This is a genomic window from Glaciimonas sp. OK215 (assembly GCF_057787885.1).
Map to the genome: position 1 here is coordinate 292,620 of NZ_CM173544.1, position 16,506 is coordinate 309,125.

Consider the following 16,506-nt stretch of genomic DNA (forward strand, 5'->3'; position numbering starts at 1 on the left):
CTCAGTCACGCTTGATCGCGGCGAGCGGATGCTCGGGTGGATAGGTCGGCTTGATCGGTTTGCTCGCACCGAGCATCACGCACATCAAGGCATCTTCTTCGCCGATATTGATTTCCTCGCGATACACGCCGGGCGGAATGGAAACCACGTCGCGATCCGTCAGGATCGTTTCGTAGCGTTGGCCATCTTTCTCAAGGACGAGTTTGAGCTTTCCCCGCAGCACGAAGAACACTTCTTCGACGTCGACGTGCACATGCGGCGGACCCTCGTGCCCGGCCGGGATGATCATGGTCGAAAAGGTGAAATTCTCAGACGGAATGGTGCTGCTGTCCGATGCCACGCCGGTGCCGCCGGTACCGATATAGCGCATTTGCGCACGGCGGTATTTCGGATCGTAATCGGCTTGAAATTTCAGCGCATTCCAGTCGTACTGGCGCGTCGAAAAACGCGCCACGCGGGTATTCATCCAGTCGCTGAAACTGGCACCTTCCGGCTGGTCCCAGCTGTGCTTGGTTTGTTCAGATAAAACGGTCATCACTAGCTCCTGACGTTAGGTTGATGGATTGGATGGCATTAGTGCATCACGAAGCCGCCGTTGACGGCGAGAATCTGCCCCGTGAAAAAGCGGGACAGATCGGATAAGGCAAACACCACGGCGCCGCACACATCTTCCGGCAGTTGCTCGCGCTGAATCGCGCGCTGATCGTGGTAGGTGCGATGCCGTTCTTCCGGCACATATTCTGTGGCTTCCCCCACGGTCAGGCCGGGTGCGACGGCATTCACCGTAATGTTGTCATTGCCCAGTTCGCGCGCGAGCGAGCGGGTCATGCCGATGATGGCGCTTTTGCTGGCGACATACGCCAGCAGATTCGGCGCACCCCAGAGCGGCGTGTCGGATGAAAGATTGACGATGCTGCCGCGGCCGGAGGCACGCAATGCGGGCAGACAGGCGTTGGTCATCAGCCACGTGCCGCGCACGTTGACCGTCATGACCTGGTCCCACATGGCAATTTCCAGTTGTTCGGAAGTGCGTCCGCCGGAGTTGGTCACGGCAGCGTTGTTGACCAGTCCGTCGAGTCCGCCGAGCCAGCTGATGGCCTGCTCCGCACACTGCTCGATCGACTGCGGATCGGCCAGATCGAGCGCGAAGCCCGCCACCTTCAGGCCGCGTTGTTGCAGGTCGGCGACCGCCTGCTGCAGGCTGTCCGGCAGGATGTCGGCCAGCGCCACGCTGGCGCCGGCTTCTGCGGCAGCGGCAACAAACGCCAGGCCCAGGCCGCGCGCTGCACCGGTAATTAAAATCCGTCGTCCTGCCAGTAGTTGCATGTTCTGCTTCATGTTTTTCTCGTGTAATCAAACTGTTTCGGCGTTTTTTTTTCCGCTTTTTTCTGCATTACGCGTTGAGACCCGACACCGCCGGCAACGCGGAGTGCGTATCCGCACGCTCGCGCAACCAAAGGATCAAGCCGCAGACGAACACCACCAGCTGGGTGCCGATGAGCAAGGCGAATCCCGCAAAAAAACCCGATACCGCACCGCCGGATGCGCCCGGACCGGCGGCCACCGCACTGATTACCCCGCCCATCAGGGCCGGCATAAATCCCGCCACCAGGCTGCCCGTGCCGTTGACCACGCCGAAGGCGCTGGCTGTGTGTTCAGGGCGCGAATAGTATTGCACCGTGCTGGGAATGGCCGGGCTGAGCAAGCCCCAGAAAAAATTCGCGGCAATCAGGCTGTAGGCAGCCCAGTAGGCGTTCTCCACATTGATGGCGAGCAACACCGACAAGGCGACCCCGACACTTGCCGCCATGAAGATAAATGGCACACGCTGGCGTTCGACCTTGTCAATGATGACGCCACCCAGCAGTACGGCCAGCACCAGCGCGTACTGAGGCAAGGAAGCGAGCCACCCCATTTCCTTCAGCGAGAAGCCACGGGCCTCTTTCAGATAAGCCGGCAACCAGTTGCTGCTACCCCAAAGATAGGCCAGCGCGGCGGAAGTCAGCAGCGTGATCAAGAGCAGGTTGCGCGTTTTCAGCGCGCCTTTGATGATGTCGCCCGCCCGCACCACTGCGTCGCCAATCGAGGCAGGCTTGTTCATGTATGCCGCCTTGTGCGGCATCCGCACGAAAGCCAGTACCAGCGGGACGCCCAGTGCGATATTCAGCAGGCCCAGCAGGTAGAACGAAACGTCCCAATGAAAACTGATCAGCATGTAGCCGATGATCGGATAGCCGAGCGCCAGGCCCATCCCGGTCCCCATATTGACGAAGGAATTGGGCTTACCGTTTTCATGGCTCTCAAAATGCGCCTTGATGTACGACGACGCCAGTGAAAACAGCGGCCCCTCCGCCACGCCGAGCAGGATGCGCGAAACCAACAGTATTCCGTAGCCGTGGAACTGCGGCGTCAGGAAGGTTACGAGGCCCCACAGGATCAAGCCAACCATCAGGCTTTTGCGCACACCGAACAGCGCGGCGCAAAACGGCGTAAAGATAAAGGCGGAAATCCCATAACCCAGCATGAACGCCGTGGCCAGGAAGCCTTGACTGGCCCGGTCTCCCCTGGCAATGCCGATGTGACTCAAGAATGCGGGATCGGTGATCAGCACCGAGATGTTGATCCTATCCATATACGAGATGGCGACGATCATGAACAGGGTGATCACACCGTACCAGCGGCCGTTATTCGACTTCATACAATCTCCATTGTTTTTGAATGACTTATTTCAGTAGCGCCTCATCTTTTTTGTTTCATATATGAAACATTGATTTATATTTGAGCGGTACGAGACTGCAATATATCAGATATTTTTGAAAAAGATAGGTTTTTTTGTTTCATATATGGTTTGTTGGTTTTTTTGTGAATCAAATTGGCGATGGAAATCATCGTGCCATGTAAAAAATGGCAATTTTCTGTGGTTTGGGGTGTTTTTTGCGTCGCGAGATAAGCGCGCTTCCGAAGCTGGCTGCTTTTTTAGGATCACCAGGCGCAACTCTCATCGTGGAGCAGGGAGCAATCCCTATAACGACTCCGGATAGATTTAAGCAAGCCACCTACAACATCAAAAATCAGCCTTGCAAAAATCGGGGTGACCATAGATTTTTCTCTGGAAGGTTTTTCCAGGATGCGGCGCCCCGATCCCGCCGATGCAGCTTGACGCCGAAATGGCCGAGGTTGAGTGCGGCATCGGGCCGGCTAGCGCCGCTGATTCATGCGCATATCAATTTGCTCTGGCGTTCTCGTTCGCAGTGCCTGATGCTGTCGCGAGAGGGGAGTTGACGCCGTTGCACGATCCGAAAGAATTCCCTTAAGTGCATTTGTTGTTCCACCGCCACCAGACCCGGAATTGGTCGGCGGGCCACACTCTTTTCAAGAAAGGAATGTGTCCCGCCGCAAAAACTGATTGCCATGCGACTCACTGCGTCGTAATGAACTCCCGCCAACTAACGCGATGCCCTGTTACGCCAGCCGCTCCTCCTGAACCGAAGGGTATTCCGGTCCAAAGTTGGGGTGCTGTGCTACTTCCTGTGCGAATAATTACCGGGTGACCTTTAATCCAGACCAGGTTGATGCCGGTGGTCAGATCGTTGCCTAACGAAACTCCGGCGCTGGTGGCGCCAGGAACATAGCTTCCGTTCGTGTAGTTCAGGTAGTTCAGCCAGCTATAGCCACCCGCTTCGCAGATCCCGTTGGTAGGCACGTTGGTCGTTACCAGCAGAGTTCCTTGCGTTAGGGTTATGTTCACGTTGCTGCGCTCACCGCTGTCCGGGAAATCAAGGAACCACCCCATGCTAGTGGGCGGATTGATCGTCACGGCTTTGGTGGTCACGGTCCGATTCGGCTTGGCATTGGTCAGGGCTTGCTGGACCAGAGCGGTGCGCGGAGACGCCACCGTGGTGCCGTTGTCGGCAATTGCATATAACGACTGTGTCTTGAATTGCTTGGAATCCAGATCGGATGCTTCCAGGTACTTGCCGGTGCCTACATACAGGACCCGGTTCCCGTTCACCTTGGCCAGTTCCGGCCGGGTCGTAATGGGCTGAGGATTGGCGCTGGCGTCAGTGAACGTGGCAAGCTTGACCACTGCATTGGCATTGATATCGGCACGCCACAGGTTTCCTGACAGGTCACCGCCGTAGGCATAAACTGCGGTGGCATCCAGGTCCGGATTGTCGGCCCAGAATGCAAGCTTGCCCAGTCCGCTAGGCGTGGTCTTGCTGCCTACCGTGGTGCCGGTGCCAATTTTGGCGAGAACGCTACCGGTCAAAGGGTTGAGTACGAACAAGAAACCCTGGCCGCTGCCATCCGCATCGTAGGGATCGCCGTTATTCAGGAGGACGTTGTCATAACCCGAACTCACTACTATTACCCAAGTACCATCCGCTTTCTTCACAGCCAACGGGGCGCCGAAGCTGTATCCCAGGTCTGCATCGTTGAGGGAGGTGAATTCCCATAGCATCTTCGGTGTAGTGGGGTCTGTCACATCCAGCGCATAGTAGCCGCGCCCGCCGCCGCCCAGGCCCCCGATCAGGATCGAGCGCCAGTCGGCAGTGGCTGCATCCTGGCAATGATTCACGCACACATCGGAATACACAATCGGGCCATCCACATAATTGTGGTGGTTGGTGGTGTAAGTGAGATCGGCGAGCCAATACATGTTAGGCATTACCGGCGTCGGTACAAAGGCCCAGCGCTCGATGCCGGTGGTGGAGTTGAAAGCATGCAACATGCCGTCGTTCGCGCCGGCAAAGAGGGTCGCGCCCCGGCTCTGTTGTGCCGTGGCGCTTTTCCAGGTGGTATAACCCGGATCGGTAAAGTCAAAGCTCGGCTTGCCCATAAATACCGGCGGAGTATCCACAATATCGCCTAGCGTCGCTTTCCGGTCGCGGTACAGGTTGGCACTGCTGCCGGCTTGGGTCTCATATTGGGTTTGGCCGCGTAGGAAATTCACCAGCGTGGCGCCCGTGGCGGTGGTCTTGTCGGAGGCGGCAAAGGTACCGATCCATTGACTCAGCTTGGAAGGGGCGAAATATGCCTGTTGCGCGCTCGTGAGTCCGCTATAAGCGAAACTGGCAAGTGTTCCGCTATTGTTGAAATAAATCGTACGGGTGTCGCTTGCTGCGGCCACCTGGCCGGCAAGCTGGCCGGTGCAGGCCGGAGTGCCCTTGACTGTGTCGGCTGCTACGTTTTCTACACACCAGGCGGTAGCCGGATTCACTGCGCCGGTGTCTATGTTGATCGACTCGGCTACTAGATTCCCTGTCCATTGCGCGGTCGTGTAGCTGGCCACGTAGAGGGAGTTATCGCCCAGGATAGGCGTCAGGCTGGATGTGGCGGCCGAGGTGCCATAGCCGAGCCGGGTCGCCATGCCGGCTAGTGCTGAATTCAGGCTCGTGACCAGCGAGCTCGGATTCTTGGCGCTGAAATAAGTGCCCTGCCCGTTGACCGCTGCGTGCCACAGGTCGTCAATCCGTTCGACGACCGAACTACTCGTGTTGCCGTACGGAGACGTTGTTGAGGTTTTAGGATCGGGCCAGTTCTTGCTGCCTGTCTTGATGCTATAAAAGTCCCCTGTTTGATCGGTCGCATAGCTGGGCGAGTATTGCAACAGACCGTTGACCCCCAGGCCCAGGGTGAAGGTAGTCATATGCGGTTTGTTGTTTTTGTCGGTACTGGTGGTGGGTACGTTGGGCGAGTAGGCGCCGTTGCTGTCGGTCGGACAGAGATTTGCGCCGGTTGCGCTGCCAGATGTGCAGGTGCCCGGATTGCGCAGATCGGTTTGGTAGTAGTACATGGCGATGTCGGCCAGCGAGTTCGAGTTGCCGCCGCTATTGACCGTCGCGGTCGTGGTAGTGCCCACCGACTGTCCTGTGACCACGCTTGTTGGCGTTCCCGCTGTGGTTTGCGGGTATGCCGGATCTTGGCTCGGGGCGCTTGTTACCGGGCCTGGGTTAGCTTGGGAACTTGAGGTGGACCAATTGCCGAAGCTTGGGCTCGACATTGTGTCTGAAGCATTTCCCGGATTGTTTTTGCACGAGCCGGTGCTGGTCGTGGCAAGCGTCCAAGTGATGGTCGAGATCGACGCGGCTGGATTGAAGCTGCTGGTTGGCCCGGTTGTACCTGACGTTGGCGAGCCAGAGTTAGCCCAGTTAGATATTGTAGGGCCTGAGGTGGTAGTCGTCACTGGGGAGGTGCTGGTTACTGAAGGATTCGAGTAGGTATCGTTGGTCACCACCCCGTTGGTCGTGACCACTTTATGGGTGACGGTAGATGTTGCGGTCGAAAAGTCGTTCGTCCCGGTAGTGGTGAATTGCTCTTGAGTCTGAATCGACGTCGTGCCTGAGGTCTGCGTTTCGGTGCTGGTGCCGGTATAGGTTTTAGTAGTGGCGAATTGTTTACTATTGGAGCAGCCACTGCCGGAAAGAGTAACTGCCGTTCGGGTATAGGTATCTGTGCGATGTCTGGCGCTGGTTGCGGTCGTCGTCGTGACGGTCTGCGTCATCCGATTGACAACCGTTTTCGGCGTGTTTACGGCGGAAGTCGTAACTGTCGGCGTGGATTGCGTGACTTGGCTGCTTGCGCCATCGTTCATGGGCGGGGACACGCCGGCTCCGTCTTGCTCTCCGACCGGGGTACTGTTGTCCAGTCCGAAGGGGCCGTAAGAACTGGTTTCGACACCTGTGTTCCAGTAACCGTCGGTGGATAAAATGGTAAAGTTTTGCTGACAAGAGTATTGCATCGGGTCGGCGCTTGGATATTTACCGGCGTAAATCCTGCCCGCCTTGGACAATGAGCCGCGCAGTGGCGTGTTGCCGCTCCCGCTTGCGGCGTAAAGCGTGGTGTAAAAATTGTCTTTCTGGAGTTTTGCACCACTGACAAAATCGTCGATATGCAGGAAGTCGCTGCCATCGGTGACCCCGTCGTAGCTGATGGTCGAGAAGCCGACGCGGAAATTGCTGGTAATAGTCTTGAACGCCTGGCCAACGGCAGTTTTCATCATCAGGAGACGCGTACGGTAGTAGCTATACCAGTTGGCGTAGTTTTGCCGCTCGTCCGTACCGCTGGATCCGGAGGTAGCATTCACGGTCACCTTGGTGAAAACGTTCTTGCCGGGCGTATTGCCGATCTTGCTGCTACATTCCTGATAAAACGTTGGGGAGGTAATGACGCCGCTGGTATTGTATGTGTACGAGAGTGGTGTCTGGCTACCACTGTATTTGTAATAATAACTGTTCGTTAGATCAACCGAACAACTCCCGCTGAAACCATTGTCGCAGGCCGTGGTAAAGCCGGGGGAAGTCATCGGACTGCCGCTTGAGTCGACTGGTACTGTATAGGTTATTGCCGGGTTATAGGCAACCCCGTTGCATTGGGGGGCCAAAAGCCCGTAAGTCGAACTGCCCGGCACATCGTCGGGCAGAAAGTTACTGCCCATACTGCCGGAATTGTCGAGAATAAACAGCAGATTGGGGTTCACCGGGGATGTCGTCGTCGTGTAAAGCGGCGCTTTGGCGAGATCGACGATCGCTGCCTGTGCCGACAGCAGCAACTGTGCGGCGAACAGGAGACAGAGCAGTCCGGGGGAAATGAATTTCTGGGTAGCGTAGCCGATTTTCATGGTGGTCTTTGTTCAGTAGATGACGACTTGGGTATAAGTGACGGTGTTGCGCGGCCCGGCGACTCTGACCGTGATGCGGTAATAGGGGTTGTTCGAGGCGATGCAGTTGGTGCCGGTGCAGCCGAATTCTCCGCCTTCCTTGATCCGCTGGGAGTTACCCGAGGCCGAGGTTGGCGCGGTGATGCAGTTTTTGGTGGGGTCGCCAGGGTCGCCAGCGCTTTGGCACATGCGGTGCACAACATACGTGACGGTATTGCCTGCCGCGTCAATCGGAAGCGTGGATTTTCCGCTCCAGTCGAAGGTCGATGGATCAAAGATTGCGGGGGTGCTTGTAACACCGCCATTCCAGGTTGAGTAGTAACTGGGGGCGGCGTCATTGAAAAGGCTAGAGGCCGACATCAGCCATTGTCTGGCCTTCTCTACGCCGGAGTCCGTAGCCTGTACGCCGGCTTGGCGGAAGGCGAGATTGCCCGCGATCTGGGTCGTGATATCGACCGAGCGCACCAGGGCGACGCCAGCTATCATCATCGCGACCAGTACGATGAGGGCAAGAATCAGTACCACGCCACGCTCGCGAGTGAGACGCCGGAAAGTTAAAGTCTGCTGGCTTTTCATTTCTGCTGCCCCCAGATCATGTTGCGCAACGGCACGATAGACTGCACCACCTTGTAGCGATAATGTGTCCAGTTCGTACCCGTAGTGGAGGCACTGACGTCGATGGAGAGATCGCTGGTACTGGCCGCATCCTTGTGCCAGAGTGGGGCGGCCGATATGAAGTCAGTCGCTTTCTCGAATTGGTTACTGCGCGCCACCACAGCCATGCGCACGGCGACGACTTGGGCAATGTCCGCACCGGTGAGTTGGGTGGCGTCCCACTTGTCGATCGTGCCGTCGAAATCGGTGTCTTTGCCGTACTGCGCCTTCAATCCGACTATGCCGGCGGCAATGGGGGTCCATACGTTACTGTCCGGCGGATTAGTCACGGCAGCGGTGCAGTCGTTCGCCGTGAGATCACACATCGTCAGATTACCGTTCCGCACCGCATACACCCGGCTGACGAAAGTGCCGACCGGACCCAGGTTGTATAGCTTGCTGCCGGCGGCGTAGCTGACGCCCGCTCCGGTTTGGTTCCACGCGGCGCTGACTGCCGCGCAATTGGCATAGAAGCTTAGGTAGGAAACACTGTTATGGTTGATCGTATTCGAGGCGCCCGTAATACCCGGGGTGCACTGACTGCCGGTAGGCGGGGCTGCGGCGGGCAAGCCCGTGACTTCTCCGATCGTGCAGTCGAGACCGCTACCGGCCGGTGGAATGGCGAGAGTCATGTCTCCCTGATTAAATCCCGCTCTGTTCGTCACGACCACATAGTCCGGCACAGTTCCGCCGGATTGCGTGGTGCTTCCGGCTTGGGTGATGGGAACGCCGTTCCCCATCATTCCGCTCGTTCCGCTGTAATTGACCAGGATGACGTCGGTGTTGGTGTCGCCGGCGGGGTATCCGGGTGGATTGATAACCAGCGGCGCGAAGGTGGACTGGGTATAGCTGAAATTGGGGGTTGTCGCCCGGTTCATGTTGTACGCGCGCACAGTGTTGCACTGGGCCAGGATGCCGTTGGTCAGCACACCGGTCGGAGGCGCGGTGTATATCGGCAAGAAATCCTCGGTGTTAGGGGAAATGCCGTAGCCAGCTTGCCGAATGTCCCGCTCTAACAGGTAGAGTGTCACGGCCGCGTTGGTTTGCGCATCCGCGCCGCCGGTAGTGGTGCGTTTGCGACTTTCCGAGATTGCGAACATCTGCATGATGACGAGCGTGGCCACCAGGCCAATCACCAGTGCCACCATCATCTCGACCAGGCTGAAGCCGGCGCTGGCTGGGTGCGCATTAGAACGTTGGTGCATGTTATTTTGCATGTTTTTGATTTCCAAGGCGGCTATATGGGGCCGGCGCCGTTGATCTGCGTAACCGAGACGAAGCTGTGTTGCGCGTTGCCAGGCAGTTTCCACTGAATTGTGACCGTCGCCCGTAGTAGCGGACTAACGTTGGGGTCGACAGCGACCACGACTGCCCCCGTGCCGCTCGGTAAAGTGGCCGCAACCCGGTCGGTCCAGTCGGATGGCGCCGCGTAAGAAGTTGTTATATTCGCGCGGTCCGCCCACATCTGGCCGATCAACTCGTTGGCGAGAAAGCTGGCGTCGGTTCTATATTTCGCTTCCGACTCATTCTTGATGGAGGCGGCCTGCATGCCGACGATACCCAGGATGCCGAAAGAAAAAATCAAAATGGCGATCAAGGCCTCCAGCAACATCGAACCGTTCTGATTGGAATTGAATGATTTCATGGCGTCTTCAACACTTTCTCGGGTCGTTGCTGGCAGTGACTGCAGGATCGCACATGCGTACCTGGCCCCCTCCTGTGACCTGGAGTTGGAGACAACGCATTTTTCCGCTGGCGGCGGCGCACGTGCCGCCTGTCGGATTTTGGATGTCAATGGTGATCGCACCTGCGGGAGTCGGCGTCACCCGCCCCAGGCCGTTAAAGTTGATGGTGGACTGCGATGCCACATAAGTGGCGTTTTTCGTCCCCTCTGCGCTGGCTTTAAATCGCGTGGTGAACGGGGCAACCGATGCGTCTGTCACGTCACATTTTCCAGTGGCATCATTTACGCTGACGACCCAATTGGCGCCGTTAATGGAGGGCGCGCAGCTTGCGTCCGTTGATGTCATCAATTGGAAGCGGACAGTGGCGTTGCTCTTTAACCCTTCGGCACGGGCGAGTTGAATACCCGACTGCATGGATTCCGATGCGGTGCGAATTTGGGCGTTCTGAATCCACTCCGCATAGGCGGGTACTCCCAGGCTGAGCGCGATGGCCAGAACCGTCAACGTGATCAGGAGTTCGATCAGGGTCACTCCCCGTTGAAATTTGGTCGCACGGTTTAACACGCGTCCCCCTTCTTGAGCACCCATCCGGTGGCGCAATTTCCCCAGGTTGTGGTCGAGGTTTGCGTGGCATCCTGGTTAATCGTGTAGCTAAAGCCAGCCACACCGGCTAGTCCCGTGGCGGTGATTGTGTAGGTCGTAGCAGTTGGTGTTCCGCAGTCATAGGTGAAATATTTGGTCGCGCTCGGGCAGGGGCCACCCACATAGGTAAGATTGTCTTGAAAGAACTGCTCCATCTTGACCCGTCCGGAGGAGAGGGAGTTGGTGCCGTCTGGTATCTCTCCACGAATCACGTAATCCGTGTATGCGGGCAAAGCAATCGCAGCGAGGATGCCAATGATCGCCACGACAATCATGACCTCAATCAAAGTAAAACCTTTTGTTTTCATGGGGAAACTCCAATTATTTAGTTGCATCCCAGGCATTTTGAATTAGTTGCTGGAATGCATGGACAGGCGGTCTGTTTGGTGGGGTAAGTGGCAAGATTGGCTGTGTGAAGTCAAAAATAATGCACCATGGCTTGACCGTCATTTTTGACGTATTGCATGAGGGCCTTATTTCTCCACTGTGATTTCAAGGCTTATTTCGCTCTTGACAGGTTTGTCATCAATTTTTCCGGCGTCGAATTTCTTTTTTTGAAACATATCGATCAGTAGTTGTTGCTCTGTTTCGGAGAAGCTCGATTCGTCGACGATGACCTGATCTATTTCGCCATTTTCGTTAATTTGCAGACGGAGCTTTGCTGAACGACGCACTTTGCCCGCCAATATAGTGGCAAGTTCTGGTGGAATGTCGAGCGAACCACTTGTCTTTTCGTCTAGTTCACTTGCTTGAAAATAGTAGGGCTTTGAAGGCAGCAATTCTTCGCCGATCTGGGACGCGAGTTCCGGACGTGGTCTGGGGGGCAAGGCCTGATCGCTTGTTGGCTTCCATATTTCTCCTTTGCGATCGTTGGAATCGGCAGGTGGTGTATTTGGTGTGGCTTTGGGCACGCCAAAACCGATATTGATGACCTTGCTCAAAAACGGGGCGGCTTGCTTTGGTTCTCGAACCAAGATGGGGGAGGTATTAACGACATAAATCAGAAAAAAATGCACTGCAACGGAGACTAAAAGCGCAATAAACTGCCGCAGTTGGATTGCGTTGGCAATGAAACTTCCTGCAAATCCAGCAAGAGGAGAGGAGTTAATTCTGAACATTGGCGAAAATTAAAAGGCAAATCATGGAAATATCAATCTGTTTCATTCCCAAGAATATTTGCGATTTGACGGATCGCCTTTTCAGAAAAGACATTCAAGGACTTAATAGGGGATAGTGAATCAAGAGGCTAACTCGTTTTATGAGGCACCTTCTGAGGTGGTTCAATTATAAACAATTGCCGTAAAGTAAATTACTCTTTTTGAAACTATTGTTATTGCAAAATGCTGAAGTATTTTACGGAAACGGGTTTATGTAACTGGCTATTTTGCCAAGGCCTCGAAAAGGTAAAAAGAGCCCAAGTGCAGCTTATTTACTATCGATATCAAGTTAAATAATGGTTTTTTTGAGTACGAAAGTAAGCTAAATGGATTTTGGGTGCCCGTCATCATTCGTATCTGGTTTCGGACAGAATGGGCAGCACCGCTATTTTGGTTAACTTTTATGGATTAGGTTGAACTCCCCAAATGGCAGGGAGCATGCCAGGCTATTTTTGCCGGCTGGCAACATCCACTTCCAGTTTTATCCTTTATCGAAACGACAAAATTCGTCTCTTTTTTGGGGGAGGGGCGGCCGGCAGGGCGCACTTACTCGGAGGTGGAAATCCTCTACTCGCCCGACAAGGGGAAGAGTTGGCTGAACGGCAAGGGTGTCGCGGGTGACTGCGAATCTGGAGGAAGCCGAAGGTAAAGCGCTTGCGGTGGTCAAGTAATTTCGGACACAACAATAGGTTCTTTTTCTGCCATTTTCCGCTCGCAGCAGATGTGAAGCAGTCGAATGTCTCCTATATACCCGGGCACATAGTGCGGGAAATCCGCACACTACGTTCTGTGGGAACCGGAGGCGGCTGACTGCCTCCGGTCACCCGGTGGCGACGGGGGTAACTCCGTCCCCACTCGATATGGCTTTGTTAGAAAAAAAGCACCGCATAGATCGGCGGCAGCGTGGCGGAAATTTCTTGCCAGGCGTCGCCGCCATTTTCGGAAACCCACAGCCCGCCGGTGGTCGATCCCATCAGCAGCGTATTCCCGTCATCCGTAACCGCCAAGCCATGGCGATACACCAGGTCGTAACAGTGTTGCTGCGGCAGTCCGCTGCGCAAGACCTCGAACGATTTGCCGCCATCGCGCGTACGTGTCACCGACATTGCGGCACCGACTGGAATCCGCCTCAGATCCGCTTCGGCAGGCACGAACCACGCGGTATCCGGGTCATCGGGGTGGGCGGCAACGGCAAAGCCGAAGGCCGTCGGCTGCACGATGTTCTTGCTCTGCGGTTCTATCCGTTGCCAGAATTTACCGGCATCGGTGGAGTGCCAGATGCCGTTGTGATGCTGGCACCAGAACACGTCGGGTGCCGCGCCGCATGACACGATGCGATGGGGGTCCTGGATGTCCTGGTCTTCAGCGCGCTCGGGCGGCATGTAGTCGGCATGCATGCCGGCGGCGCTGAGAGTCCAGTTCGCACCGCGATCGCGCGTGATCCACACACCGGCGCTTGAGATGCCGACCAGCACGTGGCGGCTGTCGCGCGGATCGACGCAGATCGAATGAATCCCCGGCGCGTCGTAACCGCCGCCAGCCCATTCGCCGCGTCCTGGCACTTCCCACAGCGCGCTCACCAGTTCCCACGAGTCGCCCCGGTCGCCAGAGCGAAATAGGCCGCCCGGCAGGGTGCCGGCCCAGAGTACGCCGGGTTCCTCCGCGCCGCCGGCGGCCATCGACCAGATCAGCGACAGCTTCCAGGGGGTCTCGGCGGCGTGTTCCTCGGGTTGCGGCGGATAGGTGGGCACGGCAATTTCGGTCCAGGTTTCGGCGCCCTGATCCCGGCGATGCAGCTTGACGCCGAAGTGGCCGAGGTTGAGCGCGGCATACAGTGCGCCGTCGCGCCGGTCGGACAGCGCCATGGTCACCGGATCGCCCAGAAAGCTGGACTGCGCTATGGCCCAATTACCGTCACGGCGGACCAGTTCGAACAAGCCCTTGCGGGTCGCAATTGCAGCGCGGTCTTGCATGATCAACCTCCTGACAGAGCTTGCAGGACATGGATGTTGCAGTGCGCAGTGAGTCCGTCGCGCAGACCGATGCGATCGCCGACGCGATGTCCGTCAATGAAAATCGCAACGTTGGGGCGCAGATGGCCCTGTTCATCGAGAATATAGCCGCGCAGCCGCGGGTTGGCCATGAACGCGGCCTCCAGCGCGTCGCGCAGCACCGTGGCCGAAGTGTCGATTTCAGGCACTTCGGTAAAGCGTCGTAGCTGCGGGGTAAAAATCACTTTTGCCATGCTAGAAAGTTAGTCAGTGGCGGGGTGATTTGCAAGACGGAAAAGCGCGTGGTGATGCTGTCGGGAAACTGCTTACATCGCCGCTTTAAAGATAGCGACGATCTGGGCGTGGCTGGCCGGGATCGGGTTAGTGAAACCGCAGGCATCTTTCAGTGCATTGGTGGCCAGCATTGCCAGGTCTTCTTCCTTCACGTTCAGCTCGCGCAGGCCCGACGGAATGTTGACGTCTTTTGACAGCTGACGGATGGCGGCAATACAGGCTTCCGCTCCCTGCTGATCGCTCATGCCTTTCACCTCAACGCCCATGGCAGCGGCGATGTCTTTCAAGCGGCCCGCGCAGGCCGTGGCATTGAAGCTCTGAACGTAAGGCAACAGCACTGCATTACAGACGCCGTGCGGCAGGTCGTAGAAGCCGCCCAACTGGTGCGCCATGGCGTGGACGTAGCCCAGTGAGGCCGTGTTGAACGCCATCCCGGCCAGGAATTGGGCGTAAGCCATGGTTTCACGCGCTGCCATATCGTTGCCGTTTGCGACGGCATGGCGCAGAGACTGGCTGATCATGGTCACCGCTTTCAGGGCACAGGCATCGGTCACCGGGTTATGGGCGCTGGAGACATAGGCTTCTGTGGCGTGCGTCAGGGCATCCATACCGGTTGCCGCCGTCAGGCTTTTCGGCATGCCCGCCATCAGTTCCGGATCGTTGACCGACAAGATCGGGGTAACGTGCTTATCGACGATGGCCATTTTGATATGACGTTCTACATCGGTAATGATGCAGAAGCGGGTCATCTCCGATGCGGTCCCTGCCGTGGTATTAATGGAAATCAAAGGCAGCTGTGGTTTAGGCGAGAGATCGACGCCCTCATAATCCTTGATATCGCCGCCGTTGACCGCTACCAGAGCGATACCTTTGGCGCAGTCGTGTGGAGAACCTCCGCCCAGGGAGATGACGCAATCACACTCGTTCTTTTTCAGGATCGCCAGACCTTCAGCCACATTGATGGTGGTAGGGTTCGGGTTAGTCCCGTCATAGACTGCGCTTTTTATACCCATCTCGGCCAGTAGGGCCTGTACCTGAGCGACAACCCCGATTTTATTCAATACTTTATCGGTCACAATCAGCGCCCGCTGGTAACCATAAGACTTGATGGTAGCGGCGGCATCTTTCAGGCAGCCTGCGCCAAGCATGTTGACGGAAGGCATGAAGAAGGTGGATGTAGTCATGAGTAACTCCTAAGGTTGTGGCATTTGTAAAGCGGATATTTGACTGTTCTGTTGCAACCGGTCATATATCTACAAGGCAAAGTGCATGCCATCAATTCTTGTACGCATAACGCCGGTTTTGGTTCGAATGTCGGCAAACTTGTTTTCTTGACTGCGTCAGAATATGGCAGTTGTCACAGAACGGAACGGAACAGCACGTTATTTCCTGCACCTGTTCAATTCCTTCACTGTGGCGTCATGTCATAAGGATGTAACGTGTCTCGGCCACAATAAAGCCCCGCCAGTATTTGACTAGCACCACCGGTGCTGGCGGTCGGCGCTGCAAGAGGAACCACCGTGCGGCAAGTAGATATCACTATCTAAAACATAGAGAGACAAGAACATGGCAAGAATTGCATTAGTGACCGGCGGCATGGGCGGTTTAGGCGAAGCGGTATGCATCAAGCTGGCTGCGCTGGGCCACCGGGTGATCACGACCTATTCGCCGGGAAATACCAAGGCCAACGAATGGTTGGCGTCGATGGAACAACAGGGTTACAACTTCCGCGCCTATCCGTGCGATGTGGCTGACTACGCGTCGGCCAGGGAATGCATCCGCATCATCGAGAAGGACGTCGGCCCGGTCGATGTGCTGGTCAACAATGCCGGCATCACGCGCGACATGACCTTCAAGAAAATGGACAAGCCCGACTGGGATGCGGTGATGCACACCAATCTCGATTCCGTATTCAACATGACCAAGCCGGTGTGCGATGGCATGGTCGAACGCGGCTGGGGGCGCATCATCAACATCTCGTCGGTGAATGGGCAAAAAGGTGCGTTCGGACAAAGCAACTACGCGGCGGCCAAGGCCGGCATGCATGGCTTCACCAAGGCGCTGGCGCTGGAAGTGGCGCGCAAGGGCGTGACGGTGAACACCATTTCGCCGGGGTATATCGGCACCAGGATGGTGATGGCGATTGCGCCGGAGGTACTCGACAGCAAGATCATTCCGCAGATTCCGATGGGGCGCCTGGGCAAGCCGGAGGAAGTTGCCGGCCTGGTCGCTTATCTGGCGGCGGATGAGGCGGCGTTTGTGACCGGGGCGAATATCGCGATCAACGGCGGACAACATATGTACTAGGACGACTCTCGGTCAATTGCGGGGCACGGCTTAAAGCGCATTGGCTGGCCCATATTTGTTGACGCTTGGTGCAAATGCATCTTATTATCATCGACAGCCTGTGCCGTTATGGGCTT

General features: G+C 56.4%; 14 protein-coding genes. 1 reads left to right on the top strand and 13 read right to left on the bottom strand.

Annotated elements, in window-relative coordinates:
- Position 1: 1 nt before the first annotated feature.
- The 13 genes from AC3CHX_RS01410 to yiaY all read right to left on the bottom strand — a co-directional run bounded on the left by AC3CHX_RS01410 (position 2) and on the right by yiaY (position 15,267).
- Positions 2 to 535, bottom strand: a complete 534-nt coding sequence (locus AC3CHX_RS01410; RefSeq protein WP_488642333.1) for a cupin domain-containing protein — start codon at positions 533 to 535, stop codon at positions 2 to 4.
- 38 nt (positions 536 to 573) lie between these two features.
- Positions 574 to 1,338, bottom strand: a complete 765-nt coding sequence (locus AC3CHX_RS01415; RefSeq protein WP_488642334.1) for an SDR family oxidoreductase — start codon at positions 1,336 to 1,338, stop codon at positions 574 to 576.
- 55 nt (positions 1,339 to 1,393) lie between these two features.
- Positions 1,394 to 2,698 carry an MFS transporter gene (locus AC3CHX_RS01420; RefSeq protein WP_488642335.1) on the bottom strand — a complete coding sequence of 435 codons (1,305 nt, stop codon included), beginning with the start codon at positions 2,696 to 2,698 and terminating at the stop codon, positions 1,394 to 1,396.
- A gap of 720 nt (positions 2,699 to 3,418) precedes the next feature.
- Positions 3,419 to 7,621: a pilus assembly protein gene (locus AC3CHX_RS01425; protein ID WP_488642336.1), complete on the bottom strand. Its 4,203-nt coding sequence runs from the start codon at positions 7,619 to 7,621 to the stop codon at positions 3,419 to 3,421.
- Between the two features lie 12 nt (positions 7,622 to 7,633).
- Positions 7,634 to 8,236, bottom strand: coding sequence for a pilus assembly PilX family protein (locus AC3CHX_RS01430; protein ID WP_488642337.1), 603 nt, complete (start codon positions 8,234 to 8,236; stop codon positions 7,634 to 7,636).
- Positions 8,233 to 9,519 (bottom strand): PilW family protein, encoded by a 1,287-nt coding sequence (locus AC3CHX_RS01435; RefSeq protein ID WP_488642338.1) that lies wholly within the window; start codon positions 9,517 to 9,519, stop codon positions 8,233 to 8,235. The genes AC3CHX_RS01430 and AC3CHX_RS01435 overlap by 4 nt, the downstream gene beginning before the upstream one ends.
- Positions 9,520 to 9,551: 32 nt before the next feature.
- The gene (locus tag AC3CHX_RS01440; protein WP_488642339.1) at positions 9,552 to 9,959 is read right to left on the bottom strand and encodes a type IV pilus modification PilV family protein; all 408 of its coding nucleotides are present in this window, start codon (positions 9,957 to 9,959) and stop codon (positions 9,552 to 9,554) included.
- 7 nt (positions 9,960 to 9,966) lie between these two features.
- Positions 9,967 to 10,587: a GspH/FimT family pseudopilin gene (locus AC3CHX_RS01445; RefSeq protein ID WP_488642340.1), complete on the bottom strand. Its 621-nt coding sequence runs from the start codon at positions 10,585 to 10,587 to the stop codon at positions 9,967 to 9,969.
- Positions 10,557 to 10,949, bottom strand: coding sequence for a type IV pilin protein (locus tag AC3CHX_RS01450; RefSeq protein WP_488642341.1), 393 nt, complete (start codon positions 10,947 to 10,949; stop codon positions 10,557 to 10,559). Before AC3CHX_RS01450 ends, AC3CHX_RS01445 begins: the two co-directional genes overlap by 31 nt.
- A gap of 165 nt (positions 10,950 to 11,114) precedes the next feature.
- Entirely contained in the window at positions 11,115 to 11,759 is a 645-nt protein-coding gene (locus AC3CHX_RS01455) for an energy transducer TonB (protein WP_488642342.1), read from the bottom strand.
- Positions 11,760 to 12,667: 908 nt separating this feature from the next.
- Positions 12,668 to 13,771, bottom strand: coding sequence for a WD40/YVTN/BNR-like repeat-containing protein (locus AC3CHX_RS01460; RefSeq protein WP_488642343.1), 1,104 nt, complete (start codon positions 13,769 to 13,771; stop codon positions 12,668 to 12,670).
- A 2-nt stretch (positions 13,772 to 13,773) separates the two neighbouring features.
- Positions 13,774 to 14,043, bottom strand: a complete 270-nt coding sequence (locus AC3CHX_RS01465) for a MoaD/ThiS family protein (RefSeq protein ID WP_488642344.1) — start codon at positions 14,041 to 14,043, stop codon at positions 13,774 to 13,776.
- 72 nt (positions 14,044 to 14,115) lie between these two features.
- Positions 14,116 to 15,267, bottom strand: a complete 1,152-nt coding sequence (yiaY, locus tag AC3CHX_RS01470; RefSeq protein WP_488642345.1) for an L-threonine dehydrogenase — start codon at positions 15,265 to 15,267, stop codon at positions 14,116 to 14,118.
- A gap of 382 nt (positions 15,268 to 15,649) precedes the next feature.
- Here yiaY and phbB point away from each other — a divergent pair, with 382 nt between their 5' ends.
- Positions 15,650 to 16,390: an acetoacetyl-CoA reductase gene (gene phbB / locus AC3CHX_RS01475; RefSeq protein ID WP_488642346.1), complete on the top strand. Its 741-nt coding sequence runs from the start codon at positions 15,650 to 15,652 to the stop codon at positions 16,388 to 16,390.
- The last annotated feature ends 116 nt before the right edge of the window (positions 16,391 to 16,506 follow it).

What these genes read in the sequence shown, in the direction of transcription:
- yiaY (WP_488642345.1), bottom strand. Translation starts at nt 15,267, where the DNA reads ATGACTACATCCACCTTCTTCATGCCTTCCGTCAACATGCTTGGCGCA.
- AC3CHX_RS01430 (WP_488642337.1), bottom strand. Translation starts at nt 8,236, where the DNA reads ATGAAAAGCCAGCAGACTTTAACTTTCCGGCGTCTCACTCGCGAGCGT.
- AC3CHX_RS01460 (WP_488642343.1), bottom strand. Translation starts at nt 13,771, where the DNA reads ATGCAAGACCGCGCTGCAATTGCGACCCGCAAGGGCTTGTTCGAACTG.
- AC3CHX_RS01410 (WP_488642333.1), bottom strand. Translation starts at nt 535, where the DNA reads ATGACCGTTTTATCTGAACAAACCAAGCACAGCTGGGACCAGCCGGAA.
- AC3CHX_RS01440 (WP_488642339.1), bottom strand. Translation starts at nt 9,959, where the DNA reads ATGAAATCATTCAATTCCAATCAGAACGGTTCGATGTTGCTGGAGGCC.
- AC3CHX_RS01420 (WP_488642335.1), bottom strand. Translation starts at nt 2,698, where the DNA reads ATGAAGTCGAATAACGGCCGCTGGTACGGTGTGATCACCCTGTTCATG.
- AC3CHX_RS01450 (WP_488642341.1), bottom strand. Translation starts at nt 10,949, where the DNA reads ATGAAAACAAAAGGTTTTACTTTGATTGAGGTCATGATTGTCGTGGCG.
- AC3CHX_RS01455 (WP_488642342.1), bottom strand. Translation starts at nt 11,759, where the DNA reads ATGTTCAGAATTAACTCCTCTCCTCTTGCTGGATTTGCAGGAAGTTTC.
- AC3CHX_RS01445 (WP_488642340.1), bottom strand. Translation starts at nt 10,587, where the DNA reads ATGGGTGCTCAAGAAGGGGGACGCGTGTTAAACCGTGCGACCAAATTT.
- AC3CHX_RS01435 (WP_488642338.1), bottom strand. Translation starts at nt 9,519, where the DNA reads ATGCACCAACGTTCTAATGCGCACCCAGCCAGCGCCGGCTTCAGCCTG.
- phbB (WP_488642346.1), top strand. Translation starts at nt 15,650, where the DNA reads ATGGCAAGAATTGCATTAGTGACCGGCGGCATGGGCGGTTTAGGCGAA.
- AC3CHX_RS01415 (WP_488642334.1), bottom strand. Translation starts at nt 1,338, where the DNA reads ATGAAGCAGAACATGCAACTACTGGCAGGACGACGGATTTTAATTACC.
- AC3CHX_RS01465 (WP_488642344.1), bottom strand. Translation starts at nt 14,043, where the DNA reads ATGGCAAAAGTGATTTTTACCCCGCAGCTACGACGCTTTACCGAAGTG.
- AC3CHX_RS01425 (WP_488642336.1), bottom strand. Translation starts at nt 7,621, where the DNA reads ATGAAAATCGGCTACGCTACCCAGAAATTCATTTCCCCCGGACTGCTC.